This is a genomic window from Cyclobacterium xiamenense, assembly GCF_042140265.1.
Classification (GTDB): Bacteria; Bacteroidota; Bacteroidia; order Cytophagales; family Cyclobacteriaceae; genus Cyclobacterium; species Cyclobacterium xiamenense_A.
The window spans coordinates 5,594,294-5,617,856 of record NZ_CP159481.1 but is presented as its reverse complement, the minus strand read 5'-3'; the positions used below and the strand labels follow the sequence as shown (position 1 = coordinate 5,617,856).

20 protein-coding genes are annotated in these 23,563 nt (G+C 46.2%); 8 read left to right on the top strand and 12 right to left on the bottom strand.

All coding sequences use genetic code 11. The features are described from left to right. Positions 1-163 precede the first annotated feature (163 nt). The 3 genes from ABWH99_RS23055 (at position 164) to ABWH99_RS23045 (ending at position 7,282) form a co-directional block, all read left to right on the top strand. On the top strand, positions 164-1,921 hold the full coding sequence (locus ABWH99_RS23055) for a metallophosphoesterase (protein WP_375584122.1): 1,758 nt from the start codon (positions 164-166) through the stop codon (positions 1,919-1,921). A gap of 494 nt (positions 1,922-2,415) precedes the next feature. Continuing rightward, complete coding sequence (locus ABWH99_RS23050; RefSeq protein ID WP_375584121.1) at positions 2,416-5,496, top strand: SusC/RagA family TonB-linked outer membrane protein; 3,081 nt, start codon at positions 2,416-2,418, stop codon at positions 5,494-5,496. Positions 5,497-5,536: 40 nt separating this feature from the next. Next, positions 5,537-7,282 carry a RagB/SusD family nutrient uptake outer membrane protein gene (locus ABWH99_RS23045; protein ID WP_375584120.1) on the top strand — a complete coding sequence of 582 codons (1,746 nt, stop codon included), beginning with the start codon at positions 5,537-5,539 and terminating at the stop codon, positions 7,280-7,282. Positions 7,283-7,590: 308 nt separating this feature from the next. Here ABWH99_RS23045 and ABWH99_RS23040 read toward each other — a convergent pair whose 3' ends face one another. The 6 genes from ABWH99_RS23040 to ABWH99_RS23015 all read right to left on the bottom strand — a co-directional run bounded on the left by ABWH99_RS23040 (position 7,591) and on the right by ABWH99_RS23015 (position 12,472). Then, positions 7,591-8,142, bottom strand: coding sequence for a hypothetical protein (locus tag ABWH99_RS23040; RefSeq protein WP_375584119.1), 552 nt, complete (start codon positions 8,140-8,142; stop codon positions 7,591-7,593). A gap of 3 nt (positions 8,143-8,145) precedes the next feature. Continuing rightward, positions 8,146-8,391, bottom strand: coding sequence for a hypothetical protein (locus tag ABWH99_RS23035; RefSeq protein WP_375584118.1), 246 nt, complete (start codon positions 8,389-8,391; stop codon positions 8,146-8,148). A 121-nt stretch (positions 8,392-8,512) separates the two neighbouring features. After that, positions 8,513-8,761, bottom strand: a complete 249-nt coding sequence (locus tag ABWH99_RS23030; protein WP_375584117.1) for a hypothetical protein — start codon at positions 8,759-8,761, stop codon at positions 8,513-8,515. A gap of 214 nt (positions 8,762-8,975) precedes the next feature. Continuing rightward, a complete protein-coding gene (locus tag ABWH99_RS23025) occupies positions 8,976-10,280 on the bottom strand; it encodes a DUF3526 domain-containing protein (protein WP_375584116.1) in 1,305 nt (434 codons plus the stop codon). Further along, on the bottom strand, positions 10,277-11,680 hold the full coding sequence (locus tag ABWH99_RS23020; protein WP_375584115.1) for a DUF3526 domain-containing protein: 1,404 nt from the start codon (positions 11,678-11,680) through the stop codon (positions 10,277-10,279). The genes ABWH99_RS23025 and ABWH99_RS23020 overlap by 4 nt, the downstream gene beginning before the upstream one ends. Before the next feature lie 93 nt (positions 11,681-11,773). Continuing rightward, positions 11,774-12,472 carry an ABC transporter ATP-binding protein gene (locus ABWH99_RS23015; RefSeq protein WP_375584114.1) on the bottom strand — a complete coding sequence of 233 codons (699 nt, stop codon included), beginning with the start codon at positions 12,470-12,472 and terminating at the stop codon, positions 11,774-11,776. 687 nt (positions 12,473-13,159) lie between these two features. Here ABWH99_RS23015 and ABWH99_RS23010 point away from each other — a divergent pair. Beyond that, positions 13,160-14,368, top strand: a complete 1,209-nt coding sequence (locus ABWH99_RS23010) for a YncE family protein (RefSeq protein WP_375584113.1) — start codon at positions 13,160-13,162, stop codon at positions 14,366-14,368. A gap of 331 nt (positions 14,369-14,699) precedes the next feature. On the opposite strand, the gene ABWH99_RS23005 is transcribed toward ABWH99_RS23010, so the two are convergent. Both ABWH99_RS23005 and ABWH99_RS23000 read right to left on the bottom strand, forming a co-directional pair. Further along, positions 14,700-15,170, bottom strand: a complete 471-nt coding sequence (locus ABWH99_RS23005; RefSeq protein ID WP_375584112.1) for a DUF4625 domain-containing protein — start codon at positions 15,168-15,170, stop codon at positions 14,700-14,702. 18 nt (positions 15,171-15,188) lie between these two features. Then, the gene (locus tag ABWH99_RS23000) at positions 15,189-17,432 is read right to left on the bottom strand and encodes a TonB-dependent receptor (RefSeq protein ID WP_375584111.1); all 2,244 of its coding nucleotides are present in this window, start codon (positions 17,430-17,432) and stop codon (positions 15,189-15,191) included. 217 nt (positions 17,433-17,649) lie between these two features. Here ABWH99_RS23000 and ABWH99_RS22995 point away from each other — a divergent pair, with 217 nt between their 5' ends. Both ABWH99_RS22995 and ABWH99_RS22990 read left to right on the top strand, forming a co-directional pair. Then, complete coding sequence (locus tag ABWH99_RS22995) at positions 17,650-18,033, top strand: Fur family transcriptional regulator (RefSeq protein ID WP_375584110.1); 384 nt, start codon at positions 17,650-17,652, stop codon at positions 18,031-18,033. A gap of 58 nt (positions 18,034-18,091) precedes the next feature. Beyond that, positions 18,092-18,832, top strand: a complete 741-nt coding sequence (locus ABWH99_RS22990; RefSeq protein WP_375584109.1) for a DUF4625 domain-containing protein — start codon at positions 18,092-18,094, stop codon at positions 18,830-18,832. A gap of 436 nt (positions 18,833-19,268) precedes the next feature. On the opposite strand, the gene ABWH99_RS22985 is transcribed toward ABWH99_RS22990, so the two are convergent. The 4 genes from ABWH99_RS22985 to ABWH99_RS22970 all read right to left on the bottom strand — a co-directional run bounded on the left by ABWH99_RS22985 (position 19,269) and on the right by ABWH99_RS22970 (position 21,726). Further along, the gene (locus tag ABWH99_RS22985) at positions 19,269-19,703 is read right to left on the bottom strand and encodes a DUF3299 domain-containing protein (protein WP_375584108.1); all 435 of its coding nucleotides are present in this window, start codon (positions 19,701-19,703) and stop codon (positions 19,269-19,271) included. Beyond that, positions 19,696-20,898, bottom strand: a complete 1,203-nt coding sequence (locus ABWH99_RS22980) for an ABC transporter permease (RefSeq protein WP_375584107.1) — start codon at positions 20,896-20,898, stop codon at positions 19,696-19,698. The genes ABWH99_RS22985 and ABWH99_RS22980 overlap by 8 nt, the downstream gene beginning before the upstream one ends. Before the next feature lie 173 nt (positions 20,899-21,071). Further along, positions 21,072-21,524 (bottom strand): ATP-binding cassette domain-containing protein, encoded by a 453-nt coding sequence (locus ABWH99_RS22975; protein WP_375584106.1) that lies wholly within the window; start codon positions 21,522-21,524, stop codon positions 21,072-21,074. Between the two features lie 19 nt (positions 21,525-21,543). Further along, positions 21,544-21,726, bottom strand: coding sequence for an ATP-binding cassette domain-containing protein (locus tag ABWH99_RS22970; protein WP_375584105.1), 183 nt, complete (start codon positions 21,724-21,726; stop codon positions 21,544-21,546). A 114-nt stretch (positions 21,727-21,840) separates the two neighbouring features. On the opposite strand from ABWH99_RS22970, the gene ABWH99_RS22965 reads away from it, so the two are divergent. Then, positions 21,841-22,332, top strand: a complete 492-nt coding sequence (locus tag ABWH99_RS22965; protein WP_375584104.1) for a MerC domain-containing protein — start codon at positions 21,841-21,843, stop codon at positions 22,330-22,332. Beyond that, positions 22,322-23,515, top strand: coding sequence for a GTP-binding protein (locus ABWH99_RS22960; RefSeq protein WP_375584103.1), 1,194 nt, complete (start codon positions 22,322-22,324; stop codon positions 23,513-23,515). The genes ABWH99_RS22965 and ABWH99_RS22960 overlap by 11 nt, the downstream gene beginning before the upstream one ends. Positions 23,516-23,563: the final 48 nt, after the last annotated feature.

The window sequence follows — 23,563 nt, the reverse complement described above, 5'->3', positions numbered from 1 at the left end:
ATTGGATCCAAATGAGAGGGGCCGCCCAGTCAAGAAGGGCGGCCTTTTTTCTGGATGCTCGCCTTTTTGCCACCCGCCAAATCATAAAACCAGTGAGGGTATTCATTTTTTCTTTATCTTCAGGGAACTCGAAAGCGAGAAACCCGTGCCAAGAATCACACCAATGAAAAATCTCCTTTATTTCGTATTTGTTTTTCTTTGTTTTACGAGCGCAACCGCCCAGGAAATCAGGTGGGAAAGGTGGTTTTGGCCAAATAGGGGGCTGCCTCGAAATGCCAATAGCCCCCTATTTCAAGACTCTCTTAGCCTGCGGCCGTTACAGCTGTTTCACGAACCTCAGGTTTTTCCCCTGGTGAACCAACCGGTCAGTGGGGTATATAAAATTGAGTTAACCGATGTTCTACCTACGGAGCAGCCCTGGATCCTCGAGTTTTGGTTGCTTAATCACGTCGATCAGCCCATCGGTTTTGAAATGTTTTTGGACCAGCGCCCTCTTCTCGCCAATTGGAACAAAAAATGGTTGTTGCCCGGTCGCGAGGAGCCCCAGGGGTTTTGGGACAAGTACTTTACGCACCTCGTTTTGGCGACTGGGGAAAATGATCTGAAGATCTACGAAAATGGAAACCTACTCTTTCAAGGAGAAAAAGCCAGGGGTCAATCCTTATTGCTACGGTCCTACTTACAGAAAGAGCCCTATATGGAGATGGACCACTGGGTAAAACACCTGTCAATTTTCTCCGGTCAGATGCCTGAAAACTGGGCACGCGAGCGATTTGCACAGCACCAGTTCTGGAAAAGAGAAGGCGTTCGAGTCCCCGGTAAATTTCATTTCCTTGCGGAACCCTACCTCTACGTGCCCGGTCAAAACCAAATGCAAATCACTTTTGAATTGGATCGAAAAGCAGCGGTGAAATTGTTCCTTGGTGAAGCCATCGGTTCATTGGAGCCCATCGAGCTATCCCCCGAACAGGAGAATCGCTACCATGTGCAATTGAAGGATCTGAAACCCAATACTCCGTATTTTTACGAGATCCAGGCAGCCGATGATAAAGGAAACGTCCTGAAAAGTGGACCGTTGACGTTTCGAACGGCTCCGGAGAAGGACTCTCCGATTCTGGTTGGATTGGTGTCCGACACCGAATCCCGCCCCCAAATCAACGAGCAAATTGGCCTGCAGCTTTGGGAGGAACGGGTAGACGCGGTGGTGCATCTGGGGGACATGACCGATGGAGGTAACAAACCGGAGAAATGGCAATGGACCCAGGAATTTTTTCCAGGCACCTCTGCGCTCTTCTCGAGAATTCCGAACATCCCGGCAGCAGGAAATGGGGAAGGTGACCTTTTCTGGTATACCGCCTATCATCCGCAAGCGAATGCGTTGGGCTGTTACAGCACCGAATACGGGCCGGCGACATTTTTTGTACTCAACTCCAACCAACCCGATGAACTCAAAAAAGGAGGTGCCCAATACGAATGGCTGAAAGAGGAACTTTCCCGTTCGAATAGCCCCTGGAAATTTGTAATGATGCACCATGCTCCCTATTCCATGGATGAGGATGACTACGGGAATACCTGGCAAGGAAAGGGAACGTACGGGGATAGGCGTTTTCAGCCGCTCTTGAGGTTGTTGGAGGATTTTGAGGTAGATATGGTGTTTTTTGGGCATTTACATACCTACATGCGCAGCTTTCCGCTTTACCTGGATCAAGTAGATGTTGAGCGGGGAATTACCTACGTACAGGTAGGTGGAATGGGGGGTAATCTGGAAGATTTTGCGCCGAATCGGGTGCCGTTTTCTGCTAAAACCTTCCGTGGGTTTCATTACGGTACCCTTGCCATCACCGACGGTAGGCTCGAACTTCGCATGCATGCAGCAGATGGAAAATTGGTTGATCTGCTTGAAATCCAAAAGCGCAATTAACGGGAAATCTTGATTAGCTTTCCCCCTCCCTGGCGATTTATTCCACTGTCTCAAAAAAGATAAAAACGCCGCATGTTTTACTACCTGTATACCGCCAACTTTATCCACAGGTAATTGGTGTTTTATCCGGCGGTGAAACCGTTCCCAACCAGATCAAATGATGGTGGATCATGCACGCTGAAGGGCTAGATTACCCTGGCTGGAATAGGTATTCCCAGACGTTACCTTTTTCCTTCATTCGGGCCGACCCGAAGGTCGAACGCACCTGATGTTACCATTTTAATATAACGGTAAGTTGATCATTTTTTTACGTTTCGATTATACTTCTCAGCCTACTATTAAGTTTTTTTTAATTCGTATTTCTGGAGGCTAATCCATGCCCTATCGAATCATTGTTTGGCCTACTTTTGCCGCTGGGTTACAAAACTACTGACGCCCACTACCTTTCAGTACAGCTAGATAACAGTCTATTAATCAACCAACACCAACGTTTTATGAACCAACGATTACACGTATCAAAACTTCGCTATGCCGCCGCATGTGCTATCCTCTGGGCGGGTGTAGCTAGCAACTCCGTCCCACTCAATGCAGCAGCTTTAGGGACCGAAATCGACGCAAACAGTTCCAAAGTTGACCCGGAAATGCTGTTCCAGTCAATTAGCGGAACGGTGACTGACGAAACCGGTATGCCATTACCGGGAGCCACCATTTTGGTAAAAGGTGGCACTACCGGAACAGTAACGGATCTGGATGGGCAGTTTTCCCTGGATGTACCCGAGGACGCTATTCTCCAGGTTTCCTATGTGGGCTACCTGCAAAAGGAAGTTGCCGTGAAGGGGCAATCCACCCTGGCGATTCAATTGGAGCCAGACCTCACCCAGCTGGAAGAATTGGTGGTGGTGGGTTACGGAACGCAAAAGCGCTCGGATGTGACCGGTGCCATTGGATCCGTGAAAAGTGAGGACTTCAACCGGGGAGTGATTACCAATCCGGTGGATTTGTTGCAAGGAAAAATTGCAGGAGTAAACATCACCTCGACCAGCGGTGAGCCGGGAGCCAATCAAAATGTGATCATCCGCGGGATAGGAAGTTTGCGCTCTGGTACCCAACCCTTGTACGTATTGGATGGTTTTCTTCTTGACAATACGGATACCGGCATTGCTTCCAATCCACTAAACTTCTTAAACCCCAATGACATTGAAAGCATCGATGTATTAAAGGACGCAAGTGCCACCGCCCTGTACGGTTCCCGGGCGTCGAACGGGGTTGTGGTTATCACGACCAAGAAAGGAAAATCCGGATCCTCGCAAGTCAACCTTTCTGCCGCTACTGCCTGGTCGTCCATGGCCCGGCAAATCGATGTCTTCGGAGCGGATGAGTTTCGTCGACAGGTGCAAGCCGTAGGGGGTGCCCTGGAGGATTTCGGAGGAAATACCAATTGGCAGGATGAACTGACCCAGGTGGGGCTTTCGCAGGACTACAACCTGTCCATGAGTGGAGCCAATACCGAGCGGTTCTCTTATTTTGCTTCGTTGGGCTACCAGAAGCAGGAGGGTATTTTAAAGAACAGTGAGCTCACGCGGTATTCGGGCAAGCTAAACATGAACCAAAAGGCTTTTGAGGGCAGGCTGCTCGTAGACTATAACCTCACCGCCTCGTTTACGGAAAACCTCCGACCTGCGATCGGTTCCATCTCCAGCGACATGTTGTATCTGAACCCCACCATCCCGGCGTTTACCAATGGAGAACCTACGCTATTGAATACCAACGCCCTCAACCCCCTGAAGCGAAACGAGCTTTATAGTGATGACGCGGCAAACAACCGAATCTTGGGTACGGTATCTCCTTCCTTCGAGTTCATTGATGGACTCACCTATAAGTTGAACCTGGGAGTGGATTATTCCAATACGGCCCGATACATTCAATACCGGCCATTTACCGAGGTTGTTAACGAATCCAATGTCTCGGATGGGACGCTGGATGAGTTGATTACTGCCAACACGAATAGTTTAGTAGAAAATACGCTTACCTACCAATGGAACAACTACGAGCACAATTTCACCGTATTGGTCGGACATTCCTACCAGACCTTTTTAGATGAATTTAGAAGGACTTCTTCCCGAGGCTTTGCTGCAAACAACATTGACCCCCGGTATCAGGATCATAATAGCACCAGCGAGTTTCCGACAACGGTCAATTCTTCCGCGACCGAAAATGAATTGCAATCCTTTTTTGGCCGGGTAAATTATACCTTTGCTGAAAAGTACTTGTTTACGGCAACCTTCCGTGCGGACGGCTCTTCCAAATTCGGGGATAATAACAAATACGGCTACTTCCCTTCCTTCGCCCTCGGCTGGAATCTGAGCAAGGAAGATTTCATGGCTAACTCGGGTTTTGATAACCTGAAACTCCGCACAAGCTGGGGCCAAACGGGTAATCAGGAGATTCCTTCCAAAATCACCAAAGCAAGTTTCTCAGAGGACCGATTAGCTACCGGCGCAGGTAGCCTCAATACGTACCCAATAGATACCGACGGCACCACACTGGACAGCTATCCCTATGGTATTGTTTTTACCCGATTGGCTAACCCGAATCTACAATGGGAGGTGTCTACGCAATTTGATATTGGGTTTGATTTTGGCTTTCTCGACAACCGCCTGACAGGTGCGGTGGATTATTTCAACAAGGTGTCCTCCAACATTCTGCTGGAAGTCGTTCCCGCCGATCCGATTCAGCCTACCTCCACATTTTGGGACAATATCGACAACATGGAAATCGTCAACAGCGGCGTCGAGTTAGCTTTAAATTACAGCAGCCTGCCCAGAAAGGACTTTTCCTTCGACATAGGGGGTAACGTCACCTTTATTCAAAACGAAGTCCGGGACTCACCCTATTCGGTATTGACCACCGGAGCAGCTCAAGGAGCCGGTCAGACAGGGGCTACCATCAACGGCTATATCAATAATCAGGCTATTGGCGCATTTTACATGCTGCAGTTTGACGGGATTGGCGAGGACGGGTTGAACCGATTTGTGGACACGAATGGAGACGGTGAAATCCTGGACAATGATCGGGTGGTCGTAGGAAGCGCAATTCCAAGAATTATCTATGGGTTCAACACCAGTCTTCGCTACCGGAATTTTGACCTGGGTTTGAATTTTAACGGAGCAGCTGGAAATAAGATTTACAACCATACAACCATGTCGCTCTTTACCAAAGCCCAACTTTCACGGTCAAATAATACAACGGAATTTGCGGTACAGTATCCGGAAGAGTCTTTCAACAACTCAAATACTGTATCTACGCGGTTCCTGGAAAACGGTGCTTTCTTCCGGTTAAACAATGCCACCCTGGGCTACAATGTGCGTCCAAATCTCCTGGGCGTTGGCAATGCTTTCCAGGCCATCCGGCTATCCCTAACCGGCCAAAATCTGTTTGTGATTACGGATTACTCTGGATTTGATCCGGAGGTAAATACGGGGGCGACCACCGCTGGAATACAAACCTTCGGTATTGACCGATTTACCTATCCCAGGGCCAGGACATTTATGGTGAACCTCAATCTAACCTTTTGAAACCCCTAAACAGGTAAAAAATCTTAAAAACAAGCATTAGATGAAAACGATACGTTTAAAAATTCTAGTACCAACTGCAGCTTTTTTGCTAACCTTTCTAAGCTGCACCAATCTGGATGAACAAATCCTTGATGAATCCCTGACCGGCACCGGACAGGCAGAGATTGTCAGCGGCTCTATCGCTCCGGTGTACGGCATGCTTCGGCAGGTATGGCTGCATACCACCAATTTTGGTCTTCAGGAAGTTGCCTCAGACGAGGGGATTCTGCCCTATCGGGGCGGAAGAGACTGGTTCGATGGCGGGAAATTCATTGCTGTTCACCAGCACCTGATGACTCCCGGAAACAGTCTGGTGGGCGACGCCTGGACCTTTATCACGCTGACGCTGGCCAGAGCAGTGGCGGCCGAAGAACAATTGCGCCTGGAGGTCGAAAATGGTAACAGCAGTGCGCAAAACCCACTGTACGAAATGATCGCCATGAAGGCCTATTTGAACATGCTCGCGATGGACAATTGGGGTCTGGTATTCCGAAAGGATGCATCCGATCAGCAATCGGTAATCCTTCGAACACAAGAGGCGGTGGACTATCTCGAGTCAGAACTCCTGTCCGTGGTGAATGTAATCAGCAGCAACAGCGGCCCCGGCCGGATGAATAAGTTTGCCGTCGAGGCATTGTTGGCTCGCTTGTACCTGAATGCGGCCGTGTACCGCGATCCGTACGGTACGCCGGATTTTAGGTCAGAAGACATGGATAAAGTCATCCAATACACCAGCAACATCATCGATGGGCCCTTCTCGCTATCGCCGGAATATTTTGCCCTGTTCAACGACGATAACAATACCAACCCGGAGATAATTTTCTCACTGGATCAGCGCGGTGTCCTGCAAACGGAACATAGCCGGTGGCAATATTGGTCGATTTCCGGAGACCAGATACCCAGACCGGAATTTCCCAATACTCGCGGAACCGATGCAGTGGCCGCTACACCGGATTTCATCATGAGCTGGTACGATGCCTATGGAAACGTGGACCCGGCCGAAGCAGACGCACGCTTCTTTCAGGAAAACACCCTAATACCAGAAAACCTTCGCGACCTGACCGGCGTGAACCCCACGAATGATGCCGATCATTATTACTGCGTGGAGGCGACAGATTTTCAGATCGATCGGGGAATACTTCGAGGAATCATCTGGGGTCCCCGCAAGGACGAGAGCGGCAATATCATCACCTGTGATGATGGAAAAGTACGCATCTATCCGGTGATTAACCGGAGAAGTACGGGGGCAGACATTCGCTACGTGGACCATACCTTCCAGGTTGATTTTACCAACGAAGGTAGCCTTCACAATACTGGCCACCGCTTCTCCAAATACCAATTCAGCCGAACAGCCCCCAATTGTTGCAGCAATAGCAGCGTGGACATTGTATTGATTCGATTGGGTGAAATCTACCTGATGCGTGCCGAGGCACAATTGCGCAAGGGAGACAATGCCGCCGCTCTCGCCGATGTGAATACCTTGCGAACTTCCAGAAATGCCCGCCCTGCTCAGAAACCTGCTCCCCTGAGCGCGATTGATCTGGATATCCTCTTCCGGGAGTCGGGCTTTGAACTTTATTGGGAAGGGCTTCGACGGGTCTATCAGATCCGGTATGGAAAATACGAGGACAGCTGGACGGAAAAAACCGACAGCGACCCGAACAAACGCCTGTTTCCCATCCCCCAACGCGCCATTGACGGAGCTTCCAATGAAGAAGGATTCCTGGTTCAAAACCCGGGGTATTGATCGCATTTCGGTTTGATAGCTAGCAAAAGCCGGTGGGGGATTCCTCACCGGCTTTTTTCGTTTTACCTCGGCTATCATCATTCTTGAGAAAAGGTGTGAACTTGATTGGTACAATCACGTATTGTAGGTTTTGTATCTCCGCTATTTTAGACTCTGGGATTGGTTTGCCAGTTGAATTCCAGGCTTCCGTGGTTGTGGTTGTTTAAGGAGGGTATTTTTAGGTGGGTGATTTGCCGGTTTACCTAAAGTCGGCTCGAGAAGCTGTTTACCTCGAACACGTGATACCTATGTTGGCTGCTTTTTTGTTATCATCTCTCAATACGTATATGATTCTTATCGCTTTTCGCTGTCGATTCAACAAACTCTAACGCTATATTTTTAAATGTATACCGATCGCCCGCTGCCTTTGGAGCATCTTGAAGAAATTTAAACTCACTGTCAAAGCGCGGTCTTACCTGAATGGGACCACTCCCACTAGGCAGAGATGTATTCACAAGATAGACCAAAGCTCCTTCCCTGGTTTTTTTGTCAAAACCAATTTTTCGTTGGCTTTCAACCATTAATGTACTGGTGCTATCTATTGGCACCATCACTGCCTTTGTTCCTCCCGCATTTTCAATGGCTTCTATTTCTATAATCGCTTCGCGATTATGATGACAGTATATTTTACCATTATCAAGCCAACCCAAGACCCAGCGCTTAAAAGCAAAATGGCCCAGAGCATTACCTGCCTGCGTGACCATTATGCCGAAGGTTCCTACTGATTTAAGGTAGTTCTCTCCTTCAAAATCATATGGGTCGGGTAAACCAAAGGTATGCCCTGTTTCGTGGGCAAGCCAAAGTCCACTCCAGTAGTTCAAATCCTAACCGGAAGTGATTCCTACGGATATACTTGCTCCCGGAGCTTTTATATGCCAACGGGAATCTAGCGATTTAAATACAGGTCCCATCGCCATAGCTTCCGCTTTGGTATTTGACATGACTAATACAATATCGGTTTTTCTGAAGTCAATCCCATCCTTTGCCGAATCAACAGCCTCTTGGGTAAAATCCAGGTAGGGCTCAAATTCATAGATTGTACTCCCATAATGAGTGGAGGCTTTGCTCAATCACAGCCATTTATGATATGGAACCAAGTTTAATTCCAAACGAATGTAGAAACCTCGTATAAAAACTCGCGCGCTATGGGATTTATTACTGAAAAAAGGCGATCTGTACTTTTTCAGGAGGCTACATCATCAAAGTCTGAAAAAAAATATCGGTCGGCGTAACCTGTCCTTTGTAGGGAGTTAATCCTTTTACCTCCGGAAAACCGAGCGCAATAGCACCCTCCACTACTCTTGGCAGTTTACAATTCTGCTTTTCAATTTGGCCTTGTTCTGCCGCAAAATTGGATTTGATACCATTCGTGCAGCTTGAAAAATAAAAGATGATAAAAATTAAATATATCGGTGGCTTATTCACGTGTTTATTTTCCATGCGCGATTCCAGGTCTTTTCTTTTGATATTGTGATTGGCCGATCTCAAAACTGTTTCGGATGACTGATCTTTACACGATCGGAGACTGTTTGTTGATTGTACTTTCTAATGAGCTACTTCGCGAGAAAGTAACTTTTCTGTATTCTGAGCCAGTAAGTAAAAGAGCGGGATCAAAGCAACACACAGGACCGGTGCAATGTGAAGTTTGAGTTTTTCATTCCAGGGCGCTTCTGGTTTCCAGAAAAACCCTCGCATCAACGACCCTGCCTTCCCACTCCTGGTAGAAAATCTGGTAATGAAGTTGTTCTGCTTTTTGGGTGATTTGATTTTTGAATCGCTGATAAGCATCAAAATCCGTGCCTGCGAGGTGGCTGAAACGATGGTGGAAGTAAGAGACCGGATTGATAGGAAACCAAGCCCTCGAACAGGATACTTTCTCGGACTGGATAGCATCGAGCTTTCGGGTTACCTCACTGAGATACTTCCGGTATGCCATCCTGTAGATTTCTTGCAAGGCTCTTTCTGTTCGGAGGCTATCCGGAAGGCTTTGTTCTAGCTCGGGAATTGCCTCTAAAACTTGCTTTTTGGTAGGTTCAAATTCTCGTTCAAAGATTTCTGTTCTACCTGTCCGTTTGGCATCGATCATTTCCAAAGAAAGGGTATTGGGAAACTGTAGAGCAACTGCCTGTTGCACTGCACCGGGGATAATCAGGGCAAAAAGTATCCAAGCCAAAAAGAAAATCATTGCTTGTCCTGTTTGATAAAGGTTCAATTCGGAAAGGAGAAACAGTATAATCAACCAGAATATCAGATAAAGCATGGCCCAAAGGCCAAAAACGGCCAAATCTGAGATCGAAGCTTGCATTCCTCCCATCATCCAGCCGATTACAAGCAGCAGACCAAGCAGGATGAAAAAGAAACTTGCAAAAGCCGAAAATCGCTGGATTTTCCATATTCTTTCGTTCCCCAGGGTACCGATGAGTTTGTGCAATTGCACCTCCCGCTCAAAGCTCCCAATCCGCATGGCACAGGCAATGAGTACCAAGGGGAGGAGGTAAATCCACATTAGGCCAAAATCCAGACTTCCCAGAGAAATCCGTTCTGGGTTGCTGATTTCCGGTGCCAGATCGTGGTCGTAGGGTGTGCTGAACACCGATACTCGTTTAAAAAAGGGGAAAGACTCTGCCTGACCGATGGAAAATACCATCATCGGACTGGGATTCAAACTCACCAAAGGCTGCAAATAAGTCAGGTAGGCGTAATAGGGAGTCTGGATATTTATCCAGGGGCGGTCTTCAGGACCCGCCTTACCCGCTTGATACAACCCTAAAGCTACCGCTATCTGAGTTTCTGACTCAGTCTCAAGACGCTCCATGATTTCCTTTTGATGGGAATAAACCTGCTTTCCCTTGAATAAGCCATAAACAGAGGCGAGAAAAAACACCAAGATGATGCTTTTTTGAAAAGGGGAAGAGAGAATACTTTTCCACTCCCATCGGATTGCTTGATTCAGCTTCATAGCGCAGAGATTTTTGGTTGTGTCTTTGCTAGTCCGATTCCGAGTAGTCCTATCCAAGCCAGCAGTAGCAAAATGGAAGGAGTCTGCTGCCAGACGAGGGAGAGGAAAGGCGGTTCGGCATATTGAAAGTCTGAGATGGAGTTGAAAAATTCCTGATCCTCCTTGTATCCCCAGTTCCCTGTTAAGGAGCCTCCATAAGCGTGTCTTTCATTGAGGGTGCGGATTAAAACCCTTCGGTACGTTTCGGCTTCTTGTAAAAAATCCACCTGATGATAGTTATCTGTGCCGGAGGCCGCCATACTCAGGCTTTGGAGATTCCCGAAGGGATTGGGAAGGGAGGCCCACTGAACGAGACTTTTTTGCTTTTGCATTTGTTGATAGAGTTCGCCGAAATGCTTGTCCCATACCCGATTTCCAAACTCCTCATCTGCCTGCATCAGTAGTCCGTCAAAATTGATGGGGAGCATTTCCTTTGAGCTGACACCATAAGCTCGGAGCACACTGTCCTCCAATGATTTCAACGCCTCTTCTTCAGGATTATGCCCGTCCAAAAGAGCACTTCGGTCTTCCTTCATACTTGCTGAAAACTCCACCCGATCCGGTAATGGGTAGAGGATTGCCGCTACTGAGTAGGTAACTTTTGGGTAAAAAATAACCCAAACAATCCAGATCCCTAGTAGCCAGGAAAGGGCGGTATAGGATTTATCAGTTTGTGAACTCAGCCAGAGGGCCAAGGCGATAACAATCCAGTAAAACATGCCATATCCAACTGCCAATAACACGGCTCTTCCGAGAAGGGGAGTCGATATTCCCAATAAACCCAATTGAATTCCCAGAGTGAGCAGAATGAATAGCATCCCAGGCACCCACAGACTCCAAAGCTTTCCAAAAAGAATCTTAGAATAAGAGGCCCCTTGCACCAACAGAATCCTGACCCGATCAGCATCCCGCTCACCTCTTACTGACTGGAAGGCAAAAAGCAACAGTAAAATGGGCAGGATGATTTGTAGGATCAGAGCGGGTCGGAGTTTGCCAAATCGGGAAAGCATATCGCCTTGAGCGGAATCGCTCTGAACCAGTTCATTTTGCCGATGGCCTTCCAGAAAGAGCGTGCGCCCCACGTAGCCGTTTACCCCTTCGTCAAAGGCCGTGAATGCGTGATTTTTTTTAAAAACATAGGTTCCGTAATGAGCTGCTGAGTGAGGATTGTTGGGCCCCATGGACTCCCATTGTTGGCGTAGGTGGGCTTTTGCCTCCCCCTCAAGGGTGGAAATAACCCGATATTCCTCAAGACCCGCCCAAGCCGTGAATACAAGTGCACCCAGCAGCACCAAAAGGGCGCCTGGCATTCCGGACGTGCGGAGCAAATTTTTCCATTCGGTAAGTAGGATTGATTTCATATGATTATAATTTTTTCTTAAAGGCCAAATGGTATCTCGCTTGGTAAATACTCATACCAGCTTGTATCGCTTTTGACCGGCTGGATTTCATGGCTATTCGACTACTCCTTGATAAATAAGCTCCAGGTCATTGGCAGTGACCTCACTGGCTTTTACGATTTTCTTTAGCGCTCCATTTTTGATAATCCCAACCCGGTCGGCGGTTTCCTTTACCCGAAAAAGATCATGCGATACCATCAAAACAGCTGCCCCATGCGCTGCCACTTTTCGCAGCAACCGTGACAATTCCGCACTGGAAAGCGGATCCAGGCCACTGGCTGGCTCGTCCAAAAGGAGAAGTCTGGCTTTTTTTGAGTAAGCAATGGCTATCCCGACCTTCTGACGCATACCCTTAGAGTATGTGGATACGGCGGAGTTATGGGCATTTTCCTGCAGACCAGCCTCTAGAAGCAGGTTGGTTAGTTGGTCTTGGGAATAGGCTAAACCCGCCAATTGTGAGAAATAAGCTAAGTTTTCTTTGCCGGATAGGTGTGGATAGAGCTGCACATTTTCAGGGATAAAAGCTAGACGCTTACGTACCTCCATCAGGTTTTTGCTGACATCAAATCCATCGACCAGAATGGTTCCTTTATCGGCCTTTTCAAATCCGAGGATGAGGTTTATTGTGGTGGTTTTGCCTGCTCCATTGGGACCAAGTAAGGCAAAGACCTCACCATCCGGCACGATAAGTGAAAGCCGATCAACGGCCGTATGCTGTTTGAAATTTTTCGTTACCTCTTGAATTTTAAGCATAAGAGAATGGATAAGGGAAGAATTGCAATAAAGTTGCAAAAAAAAAATCAGATAAAAAATTTTTTCAAGCCCAAAATTGCAACTTTATTGCACGAATTGTTTCAAAATTTTTTGGTAACACTCCGGTATGTTGCTCAGCTGGAAGAGATCAGGTGCTCCCAGAAAAGAAAACTCTCCGCAGAACAGGCAAGACTGTAGGCTGACTGCTCCTGCGTCATACCTCCCCAAAACCTGCTAGTCACCGGCGCGACAGGATGCGGTAAACGTGTTTTGGCCTGCGCCTTGGTACTACAGGCGTCCCTGTATGACTATAAAACAAGCTACATCAACATGAATCGGTATTGAAAAAATAACCCCGGCCAAACTGGACGGAGCCTACGCCAAACTGCTCAACCAGATTGAGAGGATCCACTCTCAGTCCAAACGCCCATCTGTATTCGGCTTAATAACTTGGTGGGGTGTTTAAATTTTTCACCAGAATCTAATTAGCGTTGATGAAACCTATAACCCTGGTTTGACAGGGCAATAGCGGGTGCATCCCCAAACGATTCCTTCCCTCCCCGCAACCACCCAAGGAGTTTCATTCCTTGAAATTTCATCCTTTCTAACACCAAAAAGCTCCCCACCAGAAATAGGAATTTTGAAATGTACTATTTATGTTTGCAACATAATTGCATAAAAGAAATCATGAAAAAGAACCTATCCAAAAAACTCCTTTTTCCCGTTGCTATCTTGGCATTGGCCTCCTGTAACAACGATGACGAAGTTTTGCCACTTCCATTAGAAAACGAATTCGAATACATCCGGATTTTGGTCAATGACGAATTGACAAACGAGGTGTCACTGGTAGACCCTGTGGAACTCAGCACAGAGTCCTTTCAAGCCCTCTTTCCCAAATCAACCGTGTATGGCACTGAAGCAGGCCGATACGGTGCCTTGGTGCACAGGGCCAACAACCGCGTCCAATTTTTCGATAGCGGTTTTGAATCCCACGGTGACCATGCCGATGTGATGGGCGCGCCGGGTTTCGCTACTTTGATCGGTGAGAGCAATCTTCCTACACACTTCAAAAGCAAGGGAAATGAAGTCCTGACCTTCAATGACGGAGATGGTACGTTGAGCTCTGCCAAAGAATCTGATATGCATACTTCGGGAGCCAAGATGAAGACAATCAATACCGGAAACACCGCCCACCATGGTGCCATGGCAAAATTTGACAACGGCTCCTATGCTATTACCGAGAAAGACGGCTCCGTTGCTGGGGCACTCCCGGAAAGAGTAAAAATAATCGACGCTTTAGGCACAACACTTTTTGCCTCCACGATACAAACCAAAGGAATCCACGGCAATGCCAGCGATGGCAGGGTAGCCCTGTTCGGGTCTAGGGACGGAGTTTTGATGGTGGAGTCTACCGGTGTGCAATCGCTGATTCCTCATCCAGCCAATTTCGGTACAGCTTGGCTTGGCTCAATTTATGAAACGAATATAGCAAACAAATTCGTGGGCTATACAGGCTCAATGGGAGCCTATCTGATAGACGTGGCGACCAAGGCAGTGACTCCTATCATAGAAAGCTCAGACCTGATCCAGATTAAAATTGACTATGCTGGTAATAATCTAGTTGCGCTGTTTCACAGCGGCGAAGTGAGCATCTACGACCTGATAACAAACACAATGACCAAAAACGGCACTATATTAGAAAATGTAGCCAAAGACGAAATCCAAAAGCCCCAGATTGAAGCCACAAGCAGATACCTCTACATCACGCAGCCTAAGGCAGGCGAAGTGTGGAAGGTAAGCATCAACGACTTCACCAAGATAGATAAGATTGAAGTTTCCAGCACGCCGTATCGAATGGCGATTTTGGGTTTGGAGACGGATGAAGGCCACGACTAACGTTCCAAAGGCAAGAAGATAATGGCATAAAATCCGTTTTTATTCTTCGCCCTTCTTAAAGAAAAAGGAATACAACCTATCTTTATATGTTGTATTCCTTTTCTCATTTTTTTTATGATAAAACGCAATAGTAGCTGCTATACCTGGCAAATAGTTCTCAATTAACCTATAGCTGCTTGTCTATAATAAAAAAATAGGAAGTCTGATTTCTTCAGCCGTTCATAAATTCAAACTAAAGTCAAAAATATTTCTTTATTTGATTCTAACTGGTTCGGTCAAAGTTTTCTTTTTCAATCAATACGGTCAATAACTATTTCGTTAGGCATTTATCTTATTGAATCTTAATACTTAATCCCTTTAACGTCTGCCATCCCTCATGGTCGGTTAACCGGATCATAAAATGATAATCCCCGGGATCAATATCCTCCGGAATATCGATTTCAGCTGTACCCACAAACGTTGTTAGTCCTTCAGGAATAGAAAATGTCTGAATCAATAGGAGGGGGTTCACTGGACTTTTTTTAGGGTCTTGATTGCTACAGTCGTTCACTTCTGTGCTGTGGGTGTGGTGATCAAAATTATGATGGATGTCCAGACTAAAGCTTCCCAGCTCCTTGTTGTCTGAAAAATAGGCCTTAAACTCCGCGGTAGTTCCCCGCTGGAATACACTGCATTGCAAAGGAAATGAATCATCCATTACGGTTATTTCGGGATACTCGGTATCGATCAGTGGGTTATCGACGTCTCTGCAAGAGAGTGGAAGAATGGCTAGTAACAGGATTGGAAATATCCAATTTTTCATAAGGATGTTGTGATTTTTTTAGAATTCAAGACTGAATGCGAGGGTTATATTCCGCCCTGCCTCGGGCAAATTGATCAGGCGATAGAAACTGGTATGGTTCAGGTAATGAGTATTGAAAAGATTCTGAACCTGTAGGTCAGTCTGGATTTGCTGACCGAATAAGGTGACGGCAGCCCCTGCCCGTAGATTCAAAACCTGAGATCCTGGAGTGACTTTCTCGGGCGGCACGATATTTTCCTGTCTGGCAGTAGCTCTTAAATCTATGGCGAAATAGGGATTACTAAAATAACTTTCCGCCAAGGGCTTGTACGTAGCATTGATAATCCCTGATGGAGGTGGTGAAAAAGGCAACGTAAAACCTTGTTTGTCGCCGGACATCTGCTCGTTGTATACGTATTCCCCCAGCAATTCGAAGCTCAGCTTCTCATTCAGTTGATACATCGCGCTCAGTTCGGCACCATACCGGAATACCTCAGCCTGGGTATAATTAAACACTTGATTACCGGCGCCATAAAGAAGATCCATTTCTGCGGTAGGATTGAGATAAATATAATTGGAGAAATAATTTACAAAGGGGCTAAACGAGAGCAACCACTTTTCATTGATCAACTCGGCTCCAAAATCCAGCTGAAGGGAGCGCTCTGGATCCAGGTATGCATTACCCCGCTCGTACCGGAAGTAGTGATAATTCACCCCATTTGCCGCCAGCTCCTTTGCAATGGGCATGCGGAAACTGGTCCCCAAATTCGCTTTGAATGCCAGGTCTCCCGGCGTATAGTTTACGCCGACTGACCAGACCAGGCTGTTGAATTCACGCTGAAATTTTTCTGCCCTGAAAAGGTAATCATCTGCAGTAGCCCGGGAGGCATTTTCTACACTGGGAAACCAATCCTGGTGTTCCTCCACCCGAATTTGGCTGTGATCATAGCGCAGGGCAGCCATTACTTGCCATAATGGAGTGAGTTTGAACTTATCAATCACAAAAAATCCATAGCTGTATTGCTCAAATGCGGGGATCAAGAATCCCCACCCGCCAATATCATTGTGCTGGTATTCCAGACTTGCTCCCAATGCCAGTTCATGCCGGTCCAGAAAAAGCTCATTTTTTAGGTTGGCAGAAAACACCTCTTTATCAAATGCACGCTCCAGATCAGCCGGAAAAGTCATTTCGGTGGGATAGATCGCCGGCATATAGCCATGGTTGACATACTGGCTCCATTCTTTTCTGTCATTACGCTGATAGCCCAGATCCAATTGTGTAAAACTCTTCCCGGAAGCGTAACTGGATTTATTGATCACTTTGGTATGTGCCACCTCCTGAAACGGCAGGAGCATGTCCCGGCTGGAACGGTCATGAAGCTCGGTATCAACTTGCCTTGGCTCGAGTCCGTGCGCATTTGCGAAAAAACCTGCTTTCGTACTGACTCGACTCATTCCTAAGGTGTTGCGGAAATTTTTACCCAGAAATCCTACCCGGGTTGAAAAATCAAGTTCTTGACCGGCAGAATTCCTGACTTGTCCCTCATGTAGTGCCACGCCAAAATCATACACAAAAACAGAGTCGGTAGGGACTCTAAAATCTCCATAATCCGCTACAGTTAGCCTGCCTTCGGCAAACCAGTTGTTTTTTCTGTAAAATACATTGGCCGAGCCCCCCAACCAAGCATTGTTTGATCGGGCACCTAGCTCGATCGAGCCTCCGAGACCATCTTCCGCCGGAGCCAGCTTTTCCCGGATATCGATCACTCCGCCTATTGCATCAGACCCATACTTGAACGAGACTGGGCCTTTGATAATTTTGATTTGGTCTGCAGCAAATTGATCCACTTCGAGACCATGATCAGCGCCCCACTGCTGTCCTTCGTGTTTGATACCATTTTCCACTACCATGACCTGGTTGAATCCCAGTCCACGGATTAAAGGTTTGGAGGCCCCTGAACCGATTCCGATGATGCTGACTCCAGGAATTCGCTCCAATGATTTCATTAAACTTCCACCTCTATTCTCTCGAATGAAATCCTGTCTGACCAATTCCATACTGTTAGGTTCCTCCCGCCGTATCATCTCGGCCTGATCTACGACTACGACTTCTTCCAGTTCCTGAGTCTCCGGCAACGTATCAGATTGGAAATGATTTTGAATCACATAAGCACTAAAATTGTTACTAGGAGCAATCTCCTGCAACGCCATTCGTACCGGATGAATGGCAATTACTATTCCGGGTAAATTTAAAGTAGAAAGAAGAAGTACAACTTGGATCATTGAACAATAAATGCAATTATATTGCAAATATAGAATGAAATCATCCTGATACAAAGTTGCATAATAAAAAGTATGCGAATTAATACAACTCCTTTATCTATGATGCAGATCGGCATTTTTTGTTTGGAAGCCAAGGATTAGTTAAAATCAATTGCAACATGTTTGCAAAGGCAATTTTTTTTTAGATATTTGCAATATCGTTGCAAGATGATTGGTCATGCGAAAGACACTAGCCAGAGCAAAAATTCTGAAAGTAATCAGGTCAGCCACACATCCCATGAACTACTCCGAAATAAAAAATAGGGTTGGAGATACCTGCAACAGGGTTACGATTTATCGCATGCTACTCAGGCTCGAAAAGGAAAGCTTAATATATCGCTTTCCAGATTTTAATGGGGATTTTAGGTACGCTATCTGTACTGACTCGGGGCAAATCTCTACAAACAATCATTTTCAATGTCTGGAATGCAACACCGTATACAATCTCAAACCAGAAAATGTAGCGATTCAAATACCAGATGATTATTTGGCCTCCACGGTACATATTTTGGCGGCGGGTGTATGTTCCGAATGCAGGGCATTTAATGAAAAAAACAACTAAATTCAACTTTATACACCACAAACAGTACAAAACAATGAATAAACTGAAACACGCTTTGTTGATTCCAATTTTGGGATTGGCTCTTTTTTCCTGCCAAGAGGACCCGGAGCTTGCCGCACCTGTAATCTCGGGCTTTATGTTTGGTGAGGGCAGTACGCATGGTACAGACGCCACCGCTTACAGAGGCTCCGACTTGCACTTGGAAGCCGAGATCATGGCGGATGCGATGGTAAGCTCCATTATATTGACGATCCATGGGCACGACCTGGAAGTAGGCGATGGAGAAGAGGAATGGGATTTTTCCAGAACCTACACGGATAGTAAATATCTGGTCAGAAATCCTAGTTTTCATGAGCACGTCGATATTCCGGCTAATGCTCCTACAGGAGAATACCATTTAACCTTGGAAGTTATTGACGAAGCTGGTAACCGGTCAGAGGTAGAAGGGCATTTAGAAGTACTGTCTCCAATAGCTGTAAGCGGATTTGAAATGGACGAAGATGTGGCTAGAGGTGATGACTTTCATGTAGAATTCATGATCAATGCGATCCATGGCATTCATCAAATCACGGTAGATGTCCATGCCCATGGCTTGACCCCTGGAGATGGAGAGGTGGAGTGGGACTTTGAACAGGTCTACGAGGAAGGGTATCATGGAATGAGCGAAGTTGAATTCCACGAACACATTGATGTACCTGCGACCGCTCCTGCTGGCGAATACCATGTCATGTTTATTATTGAAGACGAGGAAGGAAATCTACATGAATTTGATTCGCATATTGACGTGAATGCTATGTAGTATTTAGATATGTAACAGAAAAGCCAGACTGTTGAATTTCCGTCTGGCTTTTTTTGTGTGCGTTTATGGCAACCAAAGCAACCAAACAGACGGTGAAAGTCCACTGTGGGGGTTTGTAGTTGCCACCAAAGGAGTCCATCTTGAGGTGCTATTTGAAGATTGAATACCGTCAGCCCAGGAGAATTGTGGCAAATCTTCGCCTCGACGAGCAGGAAGCGAATTGGATAGCACCAATGGGATAAATGGGAGGGGGCTACTGCAGGAGGCAAAGTGAATCTAGTACACGGACATCGAAGTGGAGACCCTGCGGGAACATCCAGTGAACGTGGGTTGCCGTACCACATGAGATCTGATGTACCTCGGACCGAAATATCATCGGAAGAAGCTATTGTATAGAGAAGCTATCGGTTTTCGTCTTCCAAAAGGAAATCGTACCTCAGGGATAAACCCGCGCATTTTCCAAGATATAATTACACTGATAAAAATCCACGGCATTAAGTTTGAGCTTGCCCCTGAATGTCAATACTTCATCCATCTTAAAACGTGGGTGATCTTTCGGGACTTTAAGTTCGATAATCGACTCAGGCCCGGCACCTCCACAGAAGAAACAAGCCGCAAATGGATTGGCAGAGAGGACATATATATCATTGCTAGCATCTATTTCCAACAAATATCCTTTAATAATCACCTCTTTATTATTCAAATCCAAAACGGTAGGACCGAAGTTTGGAAAATAGTAATAGGCATCTAACTCCTTACTGTATCTGTCCGTAAAGGTAACATCTGAGAGTGTCTCCCAGGTGATTCTGGTTTGAGAAAAAGTTCCAAAGGAAAGTAGGAGTAATAACGAAAATAAGCTAATGCTACGCATCAGAAAGACTTTTGGAAATATCGATTTTATAAACTGAAATGGCTGGGATCATAGTTGCAAAGAAGCCGATAAGGAGTGTGATCAACATCAAAATTCCTTCTTCCCAGATCATCCCCACTTCAAAAAAGTCATAATGATACGCTGATTTAAGCAGTAAGGATATCAAGAATAAGCAAAGTCTGCTAAGTATAAGGCCGGTTAGAAAGCCGGTAATAGCGATCACCATGCCTTCTTGAAAAATCATACCCAGCAATTGTCGTCTGGATGCCCCGTAGGTCCTGAGCAATGCCATCTCGTATGTCCGTTCTCGCAGACTCAAATACAAACTAATAAACACGCTTATACCCGAAACAAGGATAACGATCATTGCTACAATATTCATGGTCGTCGTAGCGACTCCCATCAAAGAAAAAAGTTTGTTTAGTTCATAATTTGGAAGGGCCGCCTGCATCGTTGCGTTTTCATTGACCATTCGGGGAAGCTGTACCAAGCCAAGTGGGTTTTTGAATTTCACCAATAGTGCGGTGATCTCCCGGTCTTCTGTATCGGAGTGGTTTTCCCCTTCTCCATGCTCATGTTCATGTGCTTCCTCATGTTCGTGACCGGGCCCTTCTTCATGCTCATGGTCAATACTTTCAGGGGTTTGCGCTTCCTGTCCGTGGTCATGATCATGATGCTCTTCATGTGAATGCGCAGTGCTATCCTTTTTATTGCTATGGTGTTCATCTTCATCATGGGCATGATGGTCGTGAATATCCCAGACACTTTGAAGATTGGTCAAAATCAGCTGATCTACGACCGATCCTGAGGCCTCAAATATCCCTGTCACCAGGTAATCCTGTCCCTCGTGCACATGTCCGCCTTCAGTCAATCCATGGGAACCCTGAAATTTATCTCCCAGCTTCAATCCGGTCTGCTTCGCTACTGCTGATCCTATCGTTACTTCCATGGACTGGGACCAAAGACTGCCCGCTGCCAATTTCATAGAATAATTTTCAGGGTATCGTTGATTCGTACCCACGATCCGAAAGCCACTGTAGGAATCGCCGTAGGACAGCGGAATCCCGTAGTCGATCAGCCGGTTTCTCAGGAGAGAGTTTGCTTCTTCCAGCTTAATATTGCCTGTAGGCACGTCCACCTGAAAAACAGCGGATAGAATCAATTGCAGAGGACTGCCTTTTGCTCCCACTACCATATCAATGCCCCGTACGTTTCAAACTCATCTGCTCCTTCAGGTGTCGTTCAGTTTGTATTATTATAGAAATCAGACCTACACCCAGAGATAGCAAAAGCAAGCTCAAGCCCGTGGGTAGAGGTTTAGCAGTCACGTTTTTGATACCAAGTTTAAAGATATTCATTGTTGTCTAATTACCGGTGTTTTAAAGAATCTTCCCTAACCAGGGTTATCGTGTTGGTAAATTCGGATTTCAACCGCTGATCATGCGTGATGATGATCAGGCTGGAGTTTGTACTTCTGGTTTGGCTTTTGAGCAGTTTTACCACCCGATAGCAATTCGTGTCATCCAAAGCCGATGTGGGTTCATCTGCCAGAATCAAACGGGGCCGGTTAATTACCGCCAATGCAATAGCCGCACGCTGCTGCTCACCCTGGGAAAGGTACCGGGGATTTTCTTTCATTTTTGAAAGCAATCCCAGGCTATTTAAGGTCGATTTGATTCGTTCGTAATCTTGGCTATTGCCTCCCAGATATTGAATCAGCTGCAGATTTTTCTCCAAAGAAAGCGACTGTATAAAATGTGGACGCTGAAATACCATCCCTACATGAGATCCTCGGAATCTATCCAGTTTCTTGCCCCTCAAATCCGAAATAGCGGTTCCTTCAATCGTGATTCGTCCTGTTTTCAGGCCTCAGGAGACCTGCCATGAGATGTAGCAGGGTGGTTTTTCCGACTCCCGACTCTCCGAGAACAAGTAAGTCGGATCCTGCCGATAAACCGATATCGGGAAACTTAAAATGATTTGCCTGATTATATGTAAAACTTACTGATTGGGTAATAAGCATTTCGCTATTGTGTTAAAATACTGGAGGACGACTCACTTTTTTAAATGCAATAATGTTGCAAACATAGAAACCACAATGTATATTTGCAACATAATTGCATAATAAACTCGATAAATGAAAGCCTTTTTTATTGACTCTCAACTAGATTTTGCTGGATTCATGGCCTCTTTGGTTTGCGCCATACATTGCATGGCTTTGCCTTTTCTGGTCGGTTTTCTTCCTATTCTGGGGTTGGGATTTCTAGCCAATCCGAGGGTAGAGTACACGATTATCGTTCTAAGTTTTTTGCTGGCTTTTTTGGCGCTATCCCATGGTTTTGCGAAACACCACCAAAAACTATTACCCCTGATCCTGATCGCCTCTGGCTTCATTATTATCGTTCTAGGGTTGATTTGGGGGCACGGGCACGCTGATGCATTTATAGAAACTGCCGGTCCGATTGCACTAAATCGGATAAAAAATGAGCACAGCGCAATCGAACATCTTATCACACCGATCGGTGCGATCGTTGTGTCTCTTGGGCATTATGCCAATTGGCAATATATAAAAAAAACAAAATCAGGCTGCATGATCCCGAAATTCAAAAATAATTACGATGAAAGATAAAATCCCTGTTACTGTTTTAAGCGGCTTTTTAGGAGCTGGTAAAACCACCCTGTTAAACACTGTTTTACAAAATAGACAGGGCTATAAAGTTGCCGTCATTGTCAACGACATGAGCGAGGTCAACGTGGATTCAAAACTGGTTCAGAATGAAATCAGACTTTCGCGCACCGAGGAAAAACTCATCGAGATGTCCAATGGCTGCATCTGCTGCACGTTGCGGGAGGATCTGATCCAGGAAGTACAAAAGCTAGCGAAACAACAGAAATTTGACTACCTCCTCATAGAGAGCACTGGAATCTCCGAACCCATCCCTGTGGCTCAGACCTTTTCCTTTGAAACAGGAGACAGTCTTGTTGATCTCTGCCATATCAGCAGATTAGATACCATGGTGACTGTCGTAGACGCTTATAATTTCTTTGCCGATTTTGGTTCAGCAGACACCATTTTGGACCGGGACATGACGGATGATCCTGCGGATGCCCGATCCATTGTCAACCTGCTAACTGATCAGATTGAATTTGCCAACGTCATTGTACTCAACAAGATCGACCAGGTTTCGGATGAAAGGATCAAGCTATTAGAAGGTTTTCTCATCAAACTGAACCCCGAAGCAAAAATTATCAAGACTTCCTATGGACAAGTGCCAATAGAGGAAATCATGAACACCGGGCTGTTTGACTACGACAAGGCCGAGCAATCTGCCGGCTGGCTCAAGGAACTGAATAAAGAACATGTGCCCGAAACGGAGGAATACGGGATCAGTAGCTTTGTATTCAGAAATCGGCGTCCCTTTCATCCAGGAAGATTCTGGCATTATATCAGGAATTCCTGGCCTAGTAATGTGGTTCGGAGCAAGGGATTATTTTGGCTGGCTTCACGCCCTCATCATGCATTGCTCTGGAGTCAGGCGGGAGGATCTCTCAAGGCTGAACCCTTTGGCACCTGGTGGGCAGCGTACTCAGAGAAGGAGAGGCAAAGAAATCCTGGCTTCGTAGAGAATAAATCCCTGATTATGGAAAAGTGGAATCCGACCTATGGAGACAGAATGAATGAACTGGTGATCATAGGACAGGATCTGGATGAAGAGGCCATAAGCAAAGAACTCAATGCATGCCTGGTCCAGGACGACGATTCAAAACATTTTTCCCTTTCGAAACAATTGAATGATGAGTGGCCATTGTGAAACCACTGTAAAACGATTTCTCAAAGCCTACCGCTCTGATGTAGCTGT

What these genes read in the sequence shown, in the direction of transcription:
- ABWH99_RS23020 (WP_375584115.1), bottom strand. Translation starts at nt 11,680, where the DNA reads ATGAAATCAATCCTACTTACCGAATGGAAAAATTTGCTCCGCACGTCC.
- ABWH99_RS22960 (WP_375584103.1), top strand. Translation starts at nt 22,322, where the DNA reads ATGAAAGATAAAATCCCTGTTACTGTTTTAAGCGGCTTTTTAGGAGCT.
- ABWH99_RS23030 (WP_375584117.1), bottom strand. Translation starts at nt 8,761, where the DNA reads ATGGAAAATAAACACGTGAATAAGCCACCGATATATTTAATTTTTATC.
- ABWH99_RS23000 (WP_375584111.1), bottom strand. Translation starts at nt 17,432, where the DNA reads ATGATCCAAGTTGTACTTCTTCTTTCTACTTTAAATTTACCCGGAATA.
- ABWH99_RS23050 (WP_375584121.1), top strand. Translation starts at nt 2,416, where the DNA reads ATGAACCAACGATTACACGTATCAAAACTTCGCTATGCCGCCGCATGT.
- ABWH99_RS23010 (WP_375584113.1), top strand. Translation starts at nt 13,160, where the DNA reads ATGAAAAAGAACCTATCCAAAAAACTCCTTTTTCCCGTTGCTATCTTG.
- ABWH99_RS22985 (WP_375584108.1), bottom strand. Translation starts at nt 19,703, where the DNA reads ATGCGTAGCATTAGCTTATTTTCGTTATTACTCCTACTTTCCTTTGGA.
- ABWH99_RS22965 (WP_375584104.1), top strand. Translation starts at nt 21,841, where the DNA reads ATGAAAGCCTTTTTTATTGACTCTCAACTAGATTTTGCTGGATTCATG.
- ABWH99_RS23045 (WP_375584120.1), top strand. Translation starts at nt 5,537, where the DNA reads ATGAAAACGATACGTTTAAAAATTCTAGTACCAACTGCAGCTTTTTTG.
- ABWH99_RS22970 (WP_375584105.1), bottom strand. Translation starts at nt 21,726, where the DNA reads ATGCTTATTACCCAATCAGTAAGTTTTACATATAATCAGGCAAATCAT.
- ABWH99_RS23055 (WP_375584122.1), top strand. Translation starts at nt 164, where the DNA reads ATGAAAAATCTCCTTTATTTCGTATTTGTTTTTCTTTGTTTTACGAGC.
- ABWH99_RS22995 (WP_375584110.1), top strand. Translation starts at nt 17,650, where the DNA reads ATGCGAAAGACACTAGCCAGAGCAAAAATTCTGAAAGTAATCAGGTCA.
- ABWH99_RS22980 (WP_375584107.1), bottom strand. Translation starts at nt 20,898, where the DNA reads ATGGTAGTGGGAGCAAAAGGCAGTCCTCTGCAATTGATTCTATCCGCT.
- ABWH99_RS23015 (WP_375584114.1), bottom strand. Translation starts at nt 12,472, where the DNA reads ATGCTTAAAATTCAAGAGGTAACGAAAAATTTCAAACAGCATACGGCC.
- ABWH99_RS23005 (WP_375584112.1), bottom strand. Translation starts at nt 15,170, where the DNA reads ATGAAAAATTGGATATTTCCAATCCTGTTACTAGCCATTCTTCCACTC.
- ABWH99_RS23025 (WP_375584116.1), bottom strand. Translation starts at nt 10,280, where the DNA reads ATGAAGCTGAATCAAGCAATCCGATGGGAGTGGAAAAGTATTCTCTCT.